13 protein-coding genes are annotated in these 17,279 nt (G+C 65.0%); 8 read left to right on the forward strand and 5 right to left on the reverse strand.

Translation table 11 applies throughout. The features are described 5' to 3' along the window. Positions 1-13: 13 nt before the first annotated feature. On the forward strand, positions 14-1,387 hold the full coding sequence (locus tag LB565_RS21695; RefSeq protein ID WP_224587573.1) for an MCE family protein: 1,374 nt from the start codon (positions 14-16) through the stop codon (positions 1,385-1,387). A 37-nt stretch (positions 1,388-1,424) separates the two neighbouring features. Further along, positions 1,425-2,078: an ABC-type transport auxiliary lipoprotein family protein gene (locus LB565_RS21700; protein ID WP_224587575.1), complete on the forward strand. Its 654-nt coding sequence runs from the start codon at positions 1,425-1,427 to the stop codon at positions 2,076-2,078. Between the two features lie 87 nt (positions 2,079-2,165). On the opposite strand, the gene LB565_RS21705 is transcribed toward LB565_RS21700, so the two are convergent. After that, positions 2,166-8,372 (reverse strand): kinesin, encoded by a 6,207-nt coding sequence (locus LB565_RS21705; RefSeq protein ID WP_224587577.1) that lies wholly within the window; start codon positions 8,370-8,372, stop codon positions 2,166-2,168. Positions 8,373-8,673: 301 nt separating this feature from the next. Between LB565_RS21705 and LB565_RS21710 the strand changes: the two genes are divergently transcribed. From LB565_RS21710 to LB565_RS21720, 3 genes are all read left to right on the forward strand, one after another. After that, on the forward strand, positions 8,674-9,042 hold the full coding sequence (locus tag LB565_RS21710; RefSeq protein WP_224587579.1) for an Hpt domain-containing protein: 369 nt from the start codon (positions 8,674-8,676) through the stop codon (positions 9,040-9,042). 98 nt (positions 9,043-9,140) lie between these two features. Continuing rightward, positions 9,141-9,461: a 2Fe-2S iron-sulfur cluster-binding protein gene (locus LB565_RS21715; protein WP_041000712.1), complete on the forward strand. Its 321-nt coding sequence runs from the start codon at positions 9,141-9,143 to the stop codon at positions 9,459-9,461. A gap of 89 nt (positions 9,462-9,550) precedes the next feature. Then, positions 9,551-10,582: an NAD(P)/FAD-dependent oxidoreductase gene (locus LB565_RS21720; protein WP_224587580.1), complete on the forward strand. Its 1,032-nt coding sequence runs from the start codon at positions 9,551-9,553 to the stop codon at positions 10,580-10,582. 100 nt (positions 10,583-10,682) lie between these two features. Here the strand turns inward: LB565_RS21720 and LB565_RS21725 are convergent, their stop codons facing one another. Together LB565_RS21725 and LB565_RS21730 are read right to left on the reverse strand one after the other, a co-directional pair. Next, positions 10,683-12,161 (reverse strand): MDR family MFS transporter, encoded by a 1,479-nt coding sequence (locus tag LB565_RS21725; protein WP_224587582.1) that lies wholly within the window; start codon positions 12,159-12,161, stop codon positions 10,683-10,685. Positions 12,162-12,368: 207 nt separating this feature from the next. Then, complete coding sequence (locus LB565_RS21730) at positions 12,369-12,989, reverse strand: DUF922 domain-containing Zn-dependent protease (RefSeq protein ID WP_224587585.1); 621 nt, start codon at positions 12,987-12,989, stop codon at positions 12,369-12,371. An 84-nt stretch (positions 12,990-13,073) separates the two neighbouring features. Here LB565_RS21730 and folP point away from each other — a divergent pair, with 84 nt between their 5' ends. Genes folP through folK form a run of 3 tightly spaced genes read left to right on the forward strand, consistent with a single transcriptional unit; the run spans position 13,074 to position 14,786 of the window. Continuing rightward, the gene (gene folP, locus LB565_RS21735) at positions 13,074-13,928 is read left to right on the forward strand and encodes a dihydropteroate synthase (protein WP_224587586.1); all 855 of its coding nucleotides are present in this window, start codon (positions 13,074-13,076) and stop codon (positions 13,926-13,928) included. A gap of 2 nt (positions 13,929-13,930) precedes the next feature. Next, the gene (gene folB, locus LB565_RS21740; protein ID WP_224587588.1) at positions 13,931-14,290 is read left to right on the forward strand and encodes a dihydroneopterin aldolase; all 360 of its coding nucleotides are present in this window, start codon (positions 13,931-13,933) and stop codon (positions 14,288-14,290) included. Then, a complete protein-coding gene (gene folK / locus LB565_RS21745) occupies positions 14,274-14,786 on the forward strand; it encodes a 2-amino-4-hydroxy-6-hydroxymethyldihydropteridine diphosphokinase (RefSeq protein WP_224587590.1) in 513 nt (170 codons plus the stop codon). Before folB ends, folK begins: the two co-directional genes overlap by 17 nt. 70 nt (positions 14,787-14,856) lie before the next feature. Here folK and LB565_RS21750 read toward each other — a convergent pair whose 3' ends face one another. Both LB565_RS21750 and LB565_RS21755 read right to left on the reverse strand, forming a co-directional pair. Then, on the reverse strand, positions 14,857-15,405 hold the full coding sequence (locus LB565_RS21750) for a DUF924 family protein (RefSeq protein ID WP_224587593.1): 549 nt from the start codon (positions 15,403-15,405) through the stop codon (positions 14,857-14,859). A 9-nt stretch (positions 15,406-15,414) separates the two neighbouring features. Beyond that, positions 15,415-17,250, reverse strand: a complete 1,836-nt coding sequence (locus tag LB565_RS21755; RefSeq protein WP_224587595.1) for a monovalent cation:proton antiporter-2 (CPA2) family protein — start codon at positions 17,248-17,250, stop codon at positions 15,415-15,417. Positions 17,251-17,279: the final 29 nt, after the last annotated feature.

Genomic DNA, 17,279 nt, shown 5'->3' on the forward strand with positions numbered 1-17,279 from the left:
CATAAGTGGGGCGATGGAAACAAGAGCCAACTACATTATTGTCGGCATCTTCACGCTGGGTGCGATCCTGGCGGCCTTCGCCTTCGTCTATTGGACAGCGGCGATCGGCGAAAGGGGCGAAACGGCAATGCTGCGCGTGCGCATTCCGGGTTCGGCCTCAGGTCTCGGCCGCGGCAGCTTCGTGCTGTTCAACGGCGTCAAGGTCGGTGACGTCAAACGGGTTTACATCGACGTTGACAATCCGACGGTGGCCATCGCCGACACCGAGATTGACCGCATGACGCCGATCACCAAGTCGACACAGGCCGATATCGGGCTGGCCGGCTTGACCGGCCAAGCCAATATCGAACTCCGGGGTGCCGACCCCAAGGAAGCGAAGCTGCTCGACGAGGCGGAGAAAGAGGGCAGGATCCCCGAGATTACCGCCAATCCGTCGGCGGTCACCAACCTTCTGCAGACGGCGCAGAACATCTTCACGCGCGCCGACAAGGTGCTGAGCGAGCTCGAAGGCTTTACCAAGGACGTTCGCGGCCCGCTGACGCAGACGGTTAAGAATGTCGAGACCTTCTCGGACGCGCTGGCCAAGAACTCCGACGGCATCGACAAGTTCCTGTCCGCGGTGAGCTCGCTTTCGGATCAGCTGAAGAACGTCTCGGGCCGCCTCGACAGCACGCTTAAGGCCGCCGAAGGCCTGCTCAATTCCGTCGACAAGGACCAGATCAAGAGCATCGTGGCCAATGTCGACACGGTGACGGCGAACCTGAAGGAGACCTCGAAGCAGTTCGATACCGTTATCGGCAACGTCAACACGGCGGTCGGCTCGATCAACGATTTCGCCAAGCAGACGCAAGGGACGCTGGCCAGGGTCAACGGCGTGCTCGACGGCATTGATCCGAACGACGTCCGCACCGCGCTCGCCAATATCCAGAAGGCGAGCGACAGCGCCAACAAGGCGGCCGCGGACATAGCCAAGGTCACGGACAAGATCGCCAGCCGCTCCGACGATATCAACGATACGATTAGGAATGCCCGCCAGCTTGCGCAGCGCCTCAACGATGCTTCGGTACGCGTCGATGGCATCCTCGAAAAGATCGACAATCTTCTCGGCTCCGGCGAGGCCAACGGCGTGATGGCCGATGCCAGGGCCACATTGAAATCCTTCAAGCAGGTGGCCGATACGCTGAATTCCCGCCTCGGCACCATCGTGGACAACCTGTCGCGCTTCTCCGGCCAGGGCCTGCAGAATGTCCAGGGGCTGGTGCAGGACAGCCGGCGCTCGATCAATCGCATCGAGGAAGCGGTAACCGATCTCAGCCGCAACCCGCAGCGCATTCTGTCCGGCGGCGCCGGCGAGGTCCGACAGTTCGATGGAAGGGCACGGCGTTGACTCCGGCTGCCGCGACCGCCAAGAAAATGAACTGCAAATGCGGGTTGATCGTAAGATCCGGGGACAACGGGGATCACGCGTGAAGTCGGTGAGGGTGGTGGCGGGGACTTTCAGATCATCCGCGGCAGCGTTGCTGGTGCTTGCGCTTGCCGGCTGCGCGGCCCTGGGCGCCAGGCCGGCGCCGCTCGACACGTTCGAATTGTCGGCGCCGTCGGTCGACGTGCGTGCCCACAGCCGTCGCCAGATCCTGATCGCCCAGCCGTCGGCGCTCAAGGCGCTGGATAGCCAGAACATCGTCATCAGGCCTTCCGACCGGTCGATCCAGTTCCTGAAGGGCGCGCAATGGGCGGACCGGTTGCCGCTGATCGTCCAGGCAAGGCTTGCCGAAACCTTCCAGCGCTCCGGCAGCTTTGCCGGCGTCGGCAAGCCGGGCGAGGGGTTGGCGATCGACTACCAGATCATCGTCGAGGTGCGCTCCTTCGAGGTGCGCGTCGATGGCGGCGAGCATGCCGATGTCGACCTGTTCGTGCGCGTCCTGAACGACCGCAATGGCGAGGTACGCGCCTCGAAGAGCTTCGCCGCGAGCGCGCCGGTCTCCGGCGGCGGCAATGCGGCTTATGTCGACGCCTTGGACAAAGCCTTTGGACAGGCGGCGAAGGACATCGTCCGCTGGACGGATTCGACGATCTGAACGCGGACCAGGCCAACAATCGAAATCATGGACATGAAAAAGGCGGGTCGAGACCCGCCTTTTTAGTTCTGATTCCGCTTGGCGGCGTCAGTGCAGCCGGCCGCTGGCGTGAGCCAGCATGGTGTAGACCTTGCCGGTGTCGGAGGTCAGATAGGTCTGAGCCATGATGTTGTCGCGATCGTTACGCGAGACATCCTTGAGCAGTTTCTCGAAATCCTCGCAGTAGCGATCGACCGCGGCGCGGAATTCCGCCTCGGCCTGATACTTGCGACGGATCTCGTCGAAGGTCTGCTGGCCCTTCAGCGTGTAGAGGCGACGCGTGAAGACGTCGCGCTCGCCGCGACGGTAACGGTTCCAGAGCTCGATCGAGGCGTCATGGTCGATGGCGCGGGCGATGTCGACGGAGAGCGAGTTGAGCGACTCCATGACATGCAGCGGCGAGCGCTGGGCAGGCGTCGCGCGCGGCGCTTCCGCGGGCGCTGCCGGCCGCAGCTCTTCCTCGCGCGAGGCGTTGGTCAGCAGGTCGCGCACCCAGCCGCCCTGCGGCGTCGTTTTGCCGTTCTCGCGGCGCGGCGCCTCGGCGGGACGTTCCAGGTCGAGCGTGCCGCGCAGATTGGTCTCGGCAAGCGGCGCCTGCGGGGCGCGAGACACCGGCTGCGGCTGCGGCTGAGATTGCGGAGCCGGCGGGCGACGCAGCGGCGGCTCGGCGGCGCGGGCCGGTGCTTGCGAAGCAGGGCGCAGACCGCGCTGCTCGCCCTGCTCGCTGCTGCCACTGCGGCCGGATTTCGCAACGATATCCGACAGTTCCTTGAGCGCGTTGATCTGCTCGGCGACAGCGCGGCGAATGGCCGAGGTGGATTCCTTGGCCTCTTCCGGCATCTCGATGACACCCTTCTTCAGCTCGGCGCGGGTCAGGTCGAGCTCGCTCTTGATGGAGCCCGCGGTGCGGCGCATCTCCTCGGTCGCGTCGGCAAAGCGGCGCGTCGCCGAATCGACGACTTCGGCGATGGTGGTGCGGATCTTTTCGGCCGATTCCATCGTGCGGCCCTCCGCGGTCTGCATCGTCTGGCCGACGAGGCTTTCGAAGGAACGCATCACCTTCTCGAGGTCTTCCGACTTCTTGACCAGGCCAACGGCGAGGTCTTCCAGCGAGGACTGACGCTCCAGCGTGTGCTCGAGATTGCTCTGCGCGGAGCTGAGCAGGTTGGAGGCGCTGGAGAGCAGCCGGCTGTGCTCGTCGAACTTGGTCGCGATCGAGGCCACCTCGCGCAGCGTCGCCGAGGACAGGTCGGTGAGCCGTGTCGTGTTGGAATCGACGAGGCGCGCCGAGCTGGCGAAGGTCTGGGCGGCCTTCTCCGTGGTTGCGGCGAAGCTCTGCGTGCTGCCCGAGAGCCGCTCCTCGACCTGGCCGAGGTTGACGGCCGCCTGCTCGATGAGCTGGCCGAGCTGCGCGCTGGAGGTCGTCATGCGGCCGATAAGATCGGCCACGCTGTCGGCAAGCGACGAGCGAGCGCCTTCGACGGCCGACAGCGTTTCGGCCGTGCGGCTGGCGAGAGCGTTGACGAGGTTCGTGTTCTCGCTGCGCAGCTTCTCGGCCGCGCGTTCGGCGACCTCTTCCATGCTGCGCTGCAGTTCCGAGCCGCCCTGGGCGAAGCGCTCGACCAGCGGCTTGGCCGTCTCGTCGAGGATTTTCGCCATCTCGGCCGAACGCGCCGCGAGCATGGTGTTGAGCTCGCGGGTATTGGCGCCGATCGTGCGTGCGGCCTCATTGGTGCTCTGGCCGATATGCTGGCCGACCGCCGTGAAGGTCTCGGCGATGACGTTGGCGCGCGAGATGAGCTGGGCCTCGGCGCTGGAGACCTGCTCGTTGAGCTTTTGGCCCATCGTCTCGGCGGAATAGGCGAGGCGGTTTTCCACGCTCGCGACCTGGTCCTCGACGCGGGAAGCCGCGGCCGCGGCACTTGCGGCAAGCCTCTCGTCGGCGCCGGCCAGTGCCTGCTCGATCTCGCGGGCATGCACGGCAAGTTCCTGGCCGGTCTGGCGGGCGCGGTCGGCGACACGCTGCTCGGTGGCGGCGAAGGCGCCGACGATCGTGTCGGCATGCTCACCGATGGTCGAGCTGGTCGAAGCAATGCGCGATACCAGGCGGTTGTCGGCGTCGTCGAAGATGCGGCCGATTTCGCCGGCGCGGGCGGAAAGCGCTTCCGAACCTTCAGCAATGCGCGCCATCAGCTGCTGGTCGGCGCTGTCGAAGATGCGGCCGAGATCGGTAGCGCGAGCGGCCAGCGCTTCGGCCGATTCGCTGATGCGCATCGAGAGCCGCTCGTCGGCGCCCTCGAAGTTGCGCAGGATGTCTCCGGCGCGGGCGGCCAGCGACTGCGCCGTCTCGACGGCACGGGCAACCAGCTTCTGGTCGGCCGCGTCGAAGGTGTTGGCGATCTCGCCGGCGCGCGTGGCCAGCTTGTCGGCGGTTTCCTCGGCGCGGGCCATGAGCGCGTTCGATGCGTCGTCGGCGCGCGCCATCAACATGTTGGACGTGTCCTCAGCGCGTTCGTGCAAACGGCGATCGGCCGCTTCGAAGGCCTGGGCGATGTCCTCGGCCCTGGCAAGTAGCGCGGAGGACGTCTGCTCGGCGCGCTCGGCGATCTTGCGATCGGCGTCGCTGAAAGCGGCACCGGCCTGCTCATGCAGGGTGCTGGTGATCTCCATGACCTTGTCGCGCAGCGCGCCCGCCACGAACACGGCGGTCTTTTCCAGCACGCCGCGGACATTGTCGACACCGGTCGACAGCGCACGCTCCATGGTGCCGGCGCGCTCCTCGATGACACCGGTCTGCCGGCTGAAGGCCTGCTCGATCTTCTCGACGTCGGCGGCAATCGCCGCCGAGATGTCGCCGCTCCTGGCGGCGATCTGGTCGATATGCCCGGAAACCGAACGATCGACGTCCTTGCGCGCATCGGCGAGCTTGGCGAGATCGTCCTCCAGGGCGCGGGCCAGCATGTCGCGGCCTTCGGACAGCTTGCCGACATGGCCGGCGATGACGTCGTCGATCTCGGATCGGCTTTCGGTCAGCTTCTGAAGGTCGGCTTCGAGGGCGCGCTTGAGGATATCGCGGCCTTCGGCGAGCTTTTCGACCTGGCCGGCGACCAGTCCGTCGATGCCGGAGCGGCTTTCGGCCAGCTTGGCGAGATCGGCTTCAAGAGCGCGCGTGAGGATGTCGCGTCCTTCGGCAAGCTTTTCGACCTGGCCGGCGACGAGACCATCGATCGAGGCGCGGCTCTCGGCGAGCTTGGCAAGGTCGGCTTCCAGAGCGCGTTTCAGGATATCCCGGCCTTCGGCGAGCTTCTCGACCTGGCCGGACACCAGGCCGTCGATGCCGGCGCGGCTCTCGGCGAGCTTGGCGAGATCGTCCTCGAGCGCCTTGGACAGCGTCGCGCGGTTCTGCGACAGCTGGTCGGCATGGGTCTGCATGAGGCCGCTGGCGTTGGCCATATCGGCTTCCAGCGCGCGCGAAAGCTCGGCGCGGTGATCGGTGATCTTCTGCGAATGATCGACGATCGCGCCCTGGATCGTGTTGAGATCGGCTTCCAGCGCGCGCTTGAGGATGTCGCGGCCCTCGGCAAGCTTTTCGACCTGGCCGGCGACCAGCCCATCTATGCTGGAGCGGCTCTCCGCCAGCTTGGCGAGATCGTCCTCCAGCGACTTCGACAGCACGGAACGGTCCTGAACGAGCCGGTTTTGATGGTCGGCAATGGCGCCACTGACGGCCTGCAGGTCGGTTTCGAGCGCTTTCGAAAGCTGCGAGCGATCTTCCAGCACCTTATCCGAGTGTCCCGCAATGGCACCCTTGATTGTATTGAGATCGGCCTCCAGGGCGCGCTTGAGGATATCGCGGCCCTCGGCGAGCTTCTCGACCTGGCCGGCAACCAGTCCGTCGATCGAGGCGCGGCTATCGGCCAGCTTGGCGAGGTCGGCTTCCAGCGTCTGCGACAGCAGGCTGCGGTCGTCGGCAAGCTTGCCGGCGTGGCTGTCGATCAGGCCGCGGATGCCGCTCAGATCGCTTTCAAGCGCACGGCTGAGCTCGCCGCGGTCCTCGGCGAGCTTGGTCGAATGGGTCTCGATGAGGCTCCTGATGCCGACAATGTCGGTTTCGAGCGCCTTGGCGAGCACCGCGCGGCCCTCGGCGATCTTCTCGACCTGCCCGGCGACCAGGCTGTCGATCGAGGCGCGGCTGTCCTGCAGCTTGCCGAGGTCGGCTTCCAGGGCGCGCGCCAGGATGTTGCGGCCCTCGGCCAGTTTCCCGACATGGCCGGCGACCATTTCGTCAATCATTGTACGGGCTTCGACGAGTCTGCCGGAGTCTTCGTTCAAGGCCTGAGACAGGCGATTACGGCCTTGTTCGAGCTGCTCCAGATGGCTGCCCAGCGAGGCGTCGATGGCGGCGCGCGATTCGTTGACCTTGCGCAGATCTTCTTCCAGCGCGCGCGAGATCAGGCCGCGGCCTTCGGCAAGCTTCTGCACCTGGTTGGTGACGGCGGCATCGATCGCGGCGCGGCCTTCGGCGAATTTCGCCAGGTCCTCCTGCATGGCGGCGGCCATGCGTTCGCGGCTGTCGGAAAGGGCGCGGCTGTGGTTCTCGACGGCTTCCTCGATGCCGACACGGGCATTGGCCAGCCGCTGGATGTCGGAATCGAAGGAACGCGACACCACATGCCGGGCCGCTTCCATGCGGCCGGCGAAGTCGGTGGCGCGGGCTTCGAGCATCGAGGAGGTCGACGAGATGATGTCGGCCATATCGGCACCGATCTGGGTCTTGCCCTGATCGATCATCGCCGACAGCGTGTCCTTGCTCTCGGCAAAGGCGTGGGCGATTTCCTTCGCGCGCTCCACCATCGTCTCGTTGATCTGACGGGCGCGCGCCTCGAGGGCGGCGTTGAGCTTCTGCGTGCCGGTGTCGAGCGCCTCGGCGCGGGTCTGGAATTCGCTGATCAGCGCCTGGCCGCGTTCGGCCAGCGTCCGCTCGATGCCGCTGAGGCTCGCCTCGAATTCTGAATTCAGCGTGCGCGCCGCGCCGCCGAGCAGCGAGACCATGCCATTGGTGCGGTCGTCGAGCAGGTCGGTCAGCGAGCGGGTCAGGCCGTCCGTGGTGTCGGTCAGCTTGGCGATACGGGTATCGAGAAGACTGGCGAAAGCCTCGCCGGAGGTCGAGAGGCGGTCGGTAATGCTGTCGAGGCGCGATTCGACGGAATCAAAGATCGACGTCGAGCTTTCATTGATACGATCGATCAGCGTGTCGCCGGAATTGTTGATCGTCATCGACAGCTTGGTCGAGGCGTTGAGGATCGAGTCGCGGATGATGTCGCTGGCCGAGCCGATCTCGTCGCGTAGCGTCTCGTGAGCGCTGGCAATCGAGGCGCGCACGCGCTCGGCATGGGTGACGACCGCCTCGCGTTCGCTGCCGAGACCGTCAACCAGCGAACGAATGCGGGCCTCGTTCTCGGAATAGGAGCGTTCGAGCTGGCTGACTTCGCCATGGACAAGCGTTTCGAGCTCGACGGCGCGGGCCAGGGTGCGCTCGATGCCTTCGCCCATGGCCGCGACCTCGCGGCGAACGGCCTGGCCGATCATCATGACACGGTCCTGGGCGAGGTTTTCCGGCTCCGCCAGGCGGAAGGCGACCTCGGTCATGGATTGCGCGGCGAGGCGCATTTCCTGCGCGCGCCGGATCATGGCGGCGAACGCCCAGAACAGGATGACCGGAACGATCGCAGCGACTGCCAGGCCGATCAGCTCAGGGCGCGCGAAAAACTGGTCGAAGGTGCGGATCTTCCAGATACCGGGGCCGAACAGGAGATTGGCCAGGCCGCCGGCGCCGGCGATCCAGGCCAGCGAGATAAAGGCGATCACCCAGTAGACGGTGCTCGACGCGCGCCGGTTGAGGCTGTGCAGCAGCGTCTTGTAATCCTTCTGGCGGTCGTCATTGGCGGGCGTGAAGCCGGCGGGAGGCGTAAAGCCGGATGGCTGCCCGTTGCGCGGCTCGACGGGGCGCAGTTCGGCCGGCTTGGCCGCGGGTGCCTTGGGGGGCAGGGGATTGTTTGCCGGCTCCGCTCTCTGGCTGCGGCCCTCGCGCGCCAGCTCGTCGGCTGCCGCCGAGATCTGCGCTTCGAGATCCTCCATCGACGCCGCCATATCGAGCCCGCCTTCGTCGCCGGCAAGGTCAAGGTCGAGCGCCTTTTCCAATTCCGCGGCTACGTCATTCTCGAGAGACTTGGTCGTCGTTGGTTTCTTAGCCATGCCTTCGCTACCCTGTACTAGCTGCCGCGGGACTTATGATTTTGGCCTGATTCTGGCCCGATTCTGGCTTGTCTATCCCGAGCAGGAGGCTGAAAAATGGACCTTCGTATCGTAATGACACACAGGGGTAAAGAAAACATGCATTCCGGGCGATACGTAAAACTTTAAATATAAGGTTAACGGAAGCGTGATCCGGCCGCCTCCGTGACAACATTTTTCCTCTGCAATCGTTAACCCGTTGGCGACGGGAGTCGCATATTTTCCTGGGCCCGTCTGCCCGCTTGATGGAGTTGCAGTGCGTATGCGTGGCGAAAGTGGTATTGCGTTTTCCATGCCGGGGGGAGATGTCTCCGGAACAGCCGGAGCTCGACCTGTGGACCTCGGCCATCTGGCACGTCAGACAATGGGCGACCGCGACCTCGAACGGGAGGTGCTGGCGCTGTTCGTGCATCAGTCGCTCACCGTCCGTGACCAGATCGCCGATGCCGACGCCAGGCAGCGGGTGCTTCTGGCGCATGGCTTGAAGGGCTCGGCGCGCGGCATCGGCGCCTTTGCGGTCGCCGAGTGCGCGGCGATCATCGAAATGCAGCCGGAAGATGTCCGCGCGCTCAAGCGGCTCGGCACGCTGATCGAGGAAGTGCGCGATTTCATCGCCGGCATCAGCCGCTAGCATTATCTTTTCGAAAACGTCATTTGGTGGCGCTTTCGCGCCGCAGTTGACTTGTCCGGCGGAGTGATTATCTCGGCTGCGACTCCTCAGGTGACTTAATGACCAAGCTGACCTACATCGCCCATGACGGGACCCGATTTGACGTGGACGCCGAAAACGGCTCGACGGTCATGGAAAACGCGATCCGCAACGCGGTGCCCGGCATCGAAGCCGAATGCGGCGGCGCCTGCGCCTGCGCGACCTGCCATGTCTATGTCGACGAGGCCTGGACGGCCGAGGTCGGCGAGCCGGAGGCGATGGAAGAGGATATGCTGGACTTCGCTTACGACGTCCGGCCGAACTCGCGCCTCTCCTGCCAGATCAAGGTGCGCGACGCGCTGGACGGGCTGGTGGTACGCGTGCCCGAGCGCCAGGGCTAAAGCCGACTTCCAGTTTTCTTCGCGCTGGCTGCTTGGCAGCAGGCGATAGCTCATGCAGTCTCGCACCGTTTGCCAACGGGGCGCAGCGCATGACCGAGACCATCAAGACGGACGTTCTCATTGTCGGGGCAGGGCCGATCGGCCTGTTCGCCGTATTCGAGCTCGGCCTGCTCGACATGAAATGCCATCTGATTGACATTCTTGATCGTCCCGGCGGGCAATGCGCGGAGCTCTATCCGGAAAAGCCGATCTACGACATTCCGGGCTGGCCCACGATCTCGGCCCAGGGTCTCGTCGACAAGCTGATGGAGCAGATCCATCCGTTCAAGCCGGACTTCACCTTCAACCGCATGGTCTCGAGCCTTGAAAAGCTGGAGGACGGCAGCTTCCGCGTCGCCACCGACGAGGGCGAGCTGTTCGAGGCCAAGGTGGTGGTGATCGCCGCCGGCGGCGGCTCGTTTCAGCCCAAGCGCCCGCCCATTCCCGGCATCGAGGAGTATGAAGGCAAGAGCGTCTTCTATTCCGTCCGGCGCATGGAGGAATTCCGCGGCCACGACCTCGTCATCGTCGGCGGCGGCGATTCGGCGCTCGACTGGACGCTCAACCTGCAGCCGATCGCCAAAAGCGTGACGCTGGTCCATCGCCGCCCGGAATTCCGGGCCGCGCCCGACAGCGTCAACAAGATGTATGCCATGCAGGAGATGAAGCAGCTCGAATTCCTGGTCGGTCAGGTCAGCTCCCTTGCCGGCGCCGACGGGCAGCTGTCATCGGCGACCATCAAGGGGGGCCCGGATGGCGACGTCGAGGTGCCATGCACCCGTATGCTGCCATTCTTCGGCCTCACCATGAAGCTCGGGCCGATTGCCGAATGGGGCCTCAACCTGCACGAGAACCTGATCCCGGTGGATACCGAGAAGTTCCAGACGTCGGTCCCGGGCATCTTTGCGGTGGGCGACATCAACTGGTATCCCGGCAAGCTCAAGCTGATCCTGTCAGGCTTCCATGAGGTGGCGCTGATGGCGCAGGCTGCCAAGCGCATCGTCAGCCCCGGCGAGCGTATCGTCTTCCAGTACACGACGTCATCGACCAGCCTGCAAAAGAAGCTCGGCGTCCACGATTAAAGCGTATTGATATTCAGGTGATGCCGGCCTGCGACGGCAGCTTCCTGCGCTTTTCGGTGCTCACGTATTCAAAGAAGCTCGGCGCCCACGACTGAAGAAATTATTCCGCGAGCACGGGCGCGACGTTCTCGTCATGTCCGCGCAGTTCCTTTTCCGGCATCAAGGCCAGCGTGATCAGCGCCAGCACAAGCGTGATGCCGGCGGTGAGGAAGATCATCACGAAAGGCATCGCCGACGTCAGTTGGATGTGCGTCTGCGAGCCTTCGGCGGCGAGGGGCAGGCCATAGCCAAGCGCAACGGCGCCGAGCATGGCGACACCCAGCGCCCCGCCCAGCGTGCGCAGGAAGGTCAGGACGCCGGTTGCGACGCCGAGATGCGCCCGGTCGACCGCGTTCTGGACCGAGACGGTGCTGACGGGAAAGGTCGTGCCGCTGCCCAGGCCGATCAGCGTGGTAAGGATTTCGACTTCGAGCAGCGAGGCGTGTCCCGCAATGGCACTGAGCAGGCCTATGCACAGTATTGCCAGGCAGATCCCGATCATGGCGATGCGCTTGTAGTGGACGAAGCGTGGGATCATGCGGCCACTGAAGGTGGCACCGGCAACGGTGCCGAGCAGCAGGCCAAGCATCGCCGTGCCGGATTCGCTCACGGAAAGCCCGACGACCGATTGCAAATAGACCGGCAGGTAGACCGACGCGCCGATGTTGGCGGCCTGTAGCAGAAACATCGACAGCGTACCGGCGAGCACGATCGGGTTGCCCAGCACTTCGAGCGAGACCAAAGGCTCAGCCGCCCTCAGCAGCCTCAGCGCGAAGAAGAACCAGAACACGGCAGAGCAGGCCACGAGCCCGAGAATCTCCTGAGAGAACCAGGGATATCTGCTGCCGCCCCAGCTGAGCGCCAGGAGCAGCAGCGTGGTCGCGATGACCAGGAGCACCGCCCCCAACCCGTCGATGCGGTGATGCTTGGCCGCGATCGGCAGCTTCTTCAGCGGGTTGTTGACGATGGCCATGGCCAGGAAGCCGATCGGCAGGTTGATCCAGAAGATCAACGACCAGTGCAGGTGTTCGGCAAAGACGCCGCCGAGCAGCGGACCGGCGACGCTGGCCACCGCCCAGGTGCCGGAGATCCAGGCCGCGTAGCGGGCGCGCTCGCGCGGCGGCACGAGATCGCCGATGACCGTCTGTGCCAGTGCGAAAAGACCGCCGCCGCCGGCGCCCTGGATGGCGCGACCGATGACCAGCACCAGCATGTTGGGCGCGAGCGCGCTGACCAACGAGCCGAGCAGAAAAATAAGGATGCCGGCATGGATCACCGGCCGGCGTCCATAGACGTCGGAGATCTTGCCGTAGAGCGGCGCCACAGCCGTTGCGGTCAAAAGATAGCCGGTGACGATCCATGGCAGATACTCGGCATGGCCGAGCGCGCCCGCGATCGTCGGCAGGGCGGGGGCTACGATGGTCTGGTCAAGGGCCGCCAGCAGCATCGATAACAGCACACCGCCGATGATGGTATTCTTCTCGCTCTCGCTCATGAGCGGCGCGGCTTTCGGCGCCATCGTCTCGACGGTCTGGTCCATGCGTCGTTCTTTCAAAGGCTGATGCTTGGCGCGCCAAGACGGCTCTGGCCGGTCGCGCCTGTCATTTCTCATCGTGGATAGCGGCTCGAGCGTTTTGGAACCCGCTATATGTCGTTCGATATAGACCGATTTCGACCGTCCTTCGAAAGTTTTCCCGGTCTGGCACCATGCTTGGGCGAAATTGGCCTCGGATAGGCTTGCCTCAGGTCAAGGCGGCGGCAGTTGCCCGGCTTCGACGCGCTGCATCCGGTAGCGCATCAGTCGGAGGATACGGCTTTCGAAATTGACGCTCTCGACGCGGTCGAAGCGGACCTGGTCCTGATCGTGCCTGGCGAGCTCGGCTGCCTGGACCGCGGCGGCGTTGAGCTTCGCCTGCTCGCAGGTCTTTTGCGGCGGGAGTGCCTTCAGCGCATCCTCGAGCAGTCGCGCATGGTTCTTGGCGATCTCGACATGGCGCTCCTCATGCCGCTTGATGTCGGCCGAGAGCGTGTCCCAGACCAGCCTGACGCCGGGGTCGGATTTGCGCGGGCGCCGCCATTCGGGGAGGATCACCTTGACCTTCACGGTGACGGCAGCGTCGGCGATGCGGCAGGACCCGGCGCTCTGCGCGTAGCTGATGCGGGTGGTGAAGGCCATCTGCGTGGCGCCCGGGTGCCGCGAGCCGGTGCTCTTCACTTCGGGCCCGTTTTTCGAAAGCTGGTTCTGGATGTCGTCGAGCGTGCGGCCGCCGACGCTGAAATAGCTGTAGGTCTTCACCAGATTGGCCGCGCCCGCCGGCAGGGCAGTGAGCGAGAGCATCAGGGCGCAGAGCAGGGAGCGGTTCATCATATTGCCTCTTCACGCACCTTGCTTTAGGGCCGTCGCCGGCGCAACGGAATTGATTTCGCGCGGATCACGCATGGTTGATGGACAATGACGACAAGGCGATGGCAGTTGGCGCACGGACGCTATCTCGACCTCGGTCCGGAGGCGGTCGTCGCCGGCATCCTCAACGTGACGCCCGACAGTTTTTCGGACGGCGGCCTGTTCATCGCGCCCGAGAAGGCGCTGGAGCAGGCGCGCCGCATGGTGAAGGAGGGCGCGGCGATCATCGATGTCGGCGGGGAATCGACGCGGCCGGGTTTTGTCCCGATTGCCGCCGAGGAAGAGCAGGCGCGCGTGCTGCCGGTCATTGCGGCGCTCGCAGCTTCCGGCGAGGCGCTGATTTCGGTCGACACCTATCGCGAGGATACGGCGCGGCGGGCGGTCGCCGCCGGCGCTCATATCGTCAACGACGTCTGGGGGTTGCAGCGTGAGCCGGGCATCGCGCGCGTCGCCGCCGAGACCGGCGCCGGGCTCGTCATCATGCATACCGGACGCGAACGGCAGAAGCTGCCCGACGTGATCGAGGACCAGTTCCTGTTCCTGCGCAAATCGCTGGAGATCGCGCGCGCCGGCAAGGTCGCCGACGGCCAGATCGTGCTCGATGCCGGCTTCGGCTTCGCCAAGGAGACGGCGGAGGAGAACCTCGACCTGATGGCGCGGTTTTCCGAGCTTCAGGCGCTCGGCTATCCGCTGATGGCGGGGACTTCGCGCAAGCGCTTCATCGGTACCGCGACGGGGCGCGAGCCGGGCGAGCGGGCAGCCGGCACGGCGGCCACCAGCGTCATTCTGCGCTTGAAGGGAGCCGACCTGTTTCGCGTCCACGATGTCGCAATCAACGTGGATGCGCTGGCGGTGACCGATGCTATGCTTCAACGCGAAACCGAGCTTCCTCCCGGACACTGATCATGTACGTCATCCGCATGAAGAACTGCGCCTTCTTCGCCCGCCACGGCGTGCTGGACGAGGAGGAGACGCTTGGCCAGCGTTTCTATGTCGATGCCGAGCTTACGGTCGAACCCAGCCGGCCGCTGACCGAGGATTCCATCGAGGACACCGTCAATTACGGCGTCGCCTTCGCGGTCATCGAGAAGATCGTGACCGGACATCGCCGCTTCCTGATCGAGGCGCTGGCGCTGGAAGTGGCGAAGGCGCTGACGACGCGGTTCTCTCAGATCAGGAAAGCCGCGATCACCGTGCGCAAACCGAACGCTCCGGTGCCGGGCGTGCTCGATCATGTCGAGGTGACCGTTGTCTGGCCAGAATAGCGCCGTCTACCTCAGTCTCGGCGGCAATCTCGGCGATCCGGCGAAGTCCATGGGCGCGGCGTTGCGCATGCTGGACGGCGAAGACGCGACGCGTGTCACCGCCGTCTCCTCGCTTTACCGCACGCCGCCCTGGGGCAAGCTTGACCAGCCCGATTTCCTCAACGCCGCCGCCGCGATCGAGACGGCGCTTTCGCCACGCGCGCTGCTCGAGCTTTGCCTCGATGTAGAGAGGCGGTTGAAGCGCGTGCGCGAGGAGCGCTGGGGGCCGCGCCTTATCGACATCGACATCCTGGTGTTCGGCGACCGGGTGATCCACGAGACCGGGCTTGAAGTGCCGCATCCGCGCATGCTGGAGCGCGCCTTCGTGCTGGCGCCCCTGGCCGAAATCGCGCCGGGGCTTTCGGTCGGCGGTAGGAGCGTGTCGGAACGGCTCAAAGCCGTCGACACGTCTGGCATCGAGCGGCTGCCGTCCGGCCGCGAATGGTGGCTCGGCTGATTTTGCATTGTCGCAATTCCGGACGGAAAACCGCTCACACTTTTCCTGGAATTGCTCCAAAGCCGGCTGGTCAGCCGGAAAAACCGCCACCGTCCAAGAATGCCTGCTCCTCGGCCGTCGTTGCGCGGCCAAGCATGCGGTTGCGATGCGGAAAACGTCCGAAGCGCCGGATGATCTCCAGATGCTCCTCGGCATATTTCAGATAGTCGGGCGCCCTGGCGACCGTCAGCTCGACCGACCGTTCCTGATCCGCCAGCAATTCGGAATGTTCGAAAGGCAGATAGAGGAAGACGCGAAACAGTTCTTCCAGCTCGAGGTCCTGGCCGGCGGCGATTGCCCTGTCGGCGAAGTATCTGGCGAGCGGATCGGTCGCGTACATGTGGCCGGTGCCGCGGAAGCAGTTGCGTGGAAATTGGTCGAGCAGGATCATCAACGCCAGCGATCCTTCGGCATGCGCATTCCAGTCGTCGCATTCGCGCCGCGCGGCGGCGTAATGCAGCTCGAGAAAGCGGTCGCGGAAACCGGCGTCGAAGGCGTCGCTCTTTTCGAACCAGGCGTCCTCGCCGGCGTCGCGCCAGAATTTGATGACCGAAAGCGCTCGCGGATCGAGCTCTGCCATATTTGCCCCTCAGTTCTTGGTCTCTGCCTGGTTCAGCACGACGGCGGTTTCCTGGTTCAGCGCGCGGCCAGCGCGGCGTGGCTGCGTGAGCGGCGTCGGGATCGGCGTGCCGATATTGCCCTTGAGGAAACGCTGGCCGGCGCGCACGCCCTCGGCCAATTGCGTCTCGAAGCGCGCTTCGTCGCGGCGTCGCACATCCTCCATGACTTCGGCGACCTCCTCGGGATCGACGCCAAGCGCCTCCAGCGCGGAGCCGCCGAAGACCAGCGCCGATTCGAAGGTCTCGCGCAGCTGGTAGTCGACGCCGGCGCGCACGAGCTGCAGCGCGGTGCCGCGGTCGAAGGCGCGCGCCAGGATGGTGACCAAAGGAAATTCGGCCTTGATCAGCTGCGCGATGCGCACGGCGGCGTCGGGCTTGTCGACGCAGATCAGCACTGCGCGGGCCCGCCCGGCGCCGGCCGCATGCAGGATGTCCAGCCTTGTGCCGTCGCCGTAATAGACCTTGAAACCGAAATCGGCCGCCGCCTGGATCATCTCCACCTCGTTGTCGATGATCGAGACGTCCATCCCGCGCAGCAGGAGCGGCTGGCTGGCGATCTGGCCGAAGCGGCCGAAGCCGATGATCAGCACGCTGCCGGTGAGGCCGTCGGCGATATCGACGCCATCGAGGGACTGCTCGTCGCGCGGGGTGAGGTAACGCAGCGCCACGATTGCGAGCGGCGTCAGCACCATCGAGATGATGACGATGGCGGTCAGTGTGGCGTTGGCCTGGCCGTCGATGATGCCGACCGCGGCGGCGGACGAGTAGAGCACGAAGGCGAACTCGCCGCCCTGCGCCATGAAGACGGCGCGTTCCAGCGCCTCTCGATGGCCACTCTTCAGAATGCGCGCGACAATGTAGATGCCGAGCGCCTTCATGACCATGTAGGCGACGACATAGATGGCGACGAGCCGCCAGTTGTGGGCGACGACGCCAAGGTCGAGCGACATGCCGACGGCGAGGAAGAACAGGCCGAGCAAGATGCCGCGGAAGGGCTCGATGTCGGCTTCGAGCTGGTGGCGGAAGGTCGATTCCGACAACAGCACGCCGGCGAGGAAGGCGCCCATCGCCATCGACAATCCGGAGAGCTGCATGGCCAGGGCCGAACCCAGCACCACCAGCAGCGCCGCTGCGGTCATGACTTCGCGGGCGCGGGCGTCGGCCAGGATGCGGAATAGCGGATTGAGCAGGTAACGGCCGGCCACGACCAGCCCGACGATCGCAGCGATGCCGATGCCAACTTCGGTCAGCCGCTCCGAAAAACTGGTCTCGGCGCCGCCGGGCGCAAGGAACGCCACCAGCGCGAGCAGCGGCACGATCATCAGGTCTTCGAGCAGCAGGATGGAAACGATGCGCTGGCCTTTCGACGTGGCGATCTCGCCGCGCTCCTCCAACAGCTGCATGACGATCGCCGTCGAGGTCAGGACGAAGCCGGCGCCGGCGACGAAGGACTGCGCGATCGGAAAGCCTCCGGCCAATCCGACGAGGGTCAAAAGCACCGCGCAGACGCCGACCTGCAGCGCGCCAAGTCCAAAGATCTCGCGGCGCAGCCCCCAGAGTCGCGACGGCTGCATCTCCAGCCCGATGATGAACAGGAACATGACCACGCCGAGCTCGGCGACATGGAGGATCGCTTCCGGTTCGGAAAAGATGCGCAGGCCGAACGGGCCGATGACCACGCCGGCGGCGAGATAGCCGAGGATCGACCCAAGCCCCATGCGCTTGAAGATCGGCACGGCAACGACGCCCGCGGCGAGCAGCGCCACCACCTGCACCAGATCGCTGCTCGACGCTTCAACTGCCATGCCTGTCGTCCCGTTGCTCGAAGCACTCC

This window comes from Mesorhizobium sp. CA14, assembly GCF_020165195.1.
Classification (GTDB): domain Bacteria; phylum Pseudomonadota; class Alphaproteobacteria; order Rhizobiales; family Rhizobiaceae; genus Mesorhizobium.

Coding starts and splice junctions, on each gene's coding strand:
- LB565_RS21695 (WP_224587573.1), top strand. CDS start 14: ATGGAAACAAGAGCCAACTACATTATTGTCGGCATCTTCACGCTGGGT.
- LB565_RS21700 (WP_224587575.1), top strand. CDS start 1,425: ATGCGGGTTGATCGTAAGATCCGGGGACAACGGGGATCACGCGTGAAG.
- LB565_RS21705 (WP_224587577.1), bottom strand. CDS start 8,372: ATGGCTAAGAAACCAACGACGACCAAGTCTCTCGAGAATGACGTAGCC.
- LB565_RS21710 (WP_224587579.1), top strand. CDS start 8,674: ATGCGTGGCGAAAGTGGTATTGCGTTTTCCATGCCGGGGGGAGATGTC.
- LB565_RS21715 (WP_041000712.1), top strand. CDS start 9,141: ATGACCAAGCTGACCTACATCGCCCATGACGGGACCCGATTTGACGTG.
- LB565_RS21720 (WP_224587580.1), top strand. CDS start 9,551: ATGACCGAGACCATCAAGACGGACGTTCTCATTGTCGGGGCAGGGCCG.
- LB565_RS21725 (WP_224587582.1), bottom strand. CDS start 12,161: ATGGACCAGACCGTCGAGACGATGGCGCCGAAAGCCGCGCCGCTCATG.
- LB565_RS21730 (WP_224587585.1), bottom strand. CDS start 12,989: ATGATGAACCGCTCCCTGCTCTGCGCCCTGATGCTCTCGCTCACTGCC.
- folP (WP_224587586.1), top strand. CDS start 13,074: ATGACGACAAGGCGATGGCAGTTGGCGCACGGACGCTATCTCGACCTC.
- folB (WP_224587588.1), top strand. CDS start 13,931: ATGTACGTCATCCGCATGAAGAACTGCGCCTTCTTCGCCCGCCACGGC.
- LB565_RS21750 (WP_224587593.1), bottom strand. CDS start 15,405: ATGGCAGAGCTCGATCCGCGAGCGCTTTCGGTCATCAAATTCTGGCGC.
- LB565_RS21755 (WP_224587595.1), bottom strand. CDS start 17,250: ATGGCAGTTGAAGCGTCGAGCAGCGATCTGGTGCAGGTGGTGGCGCTG.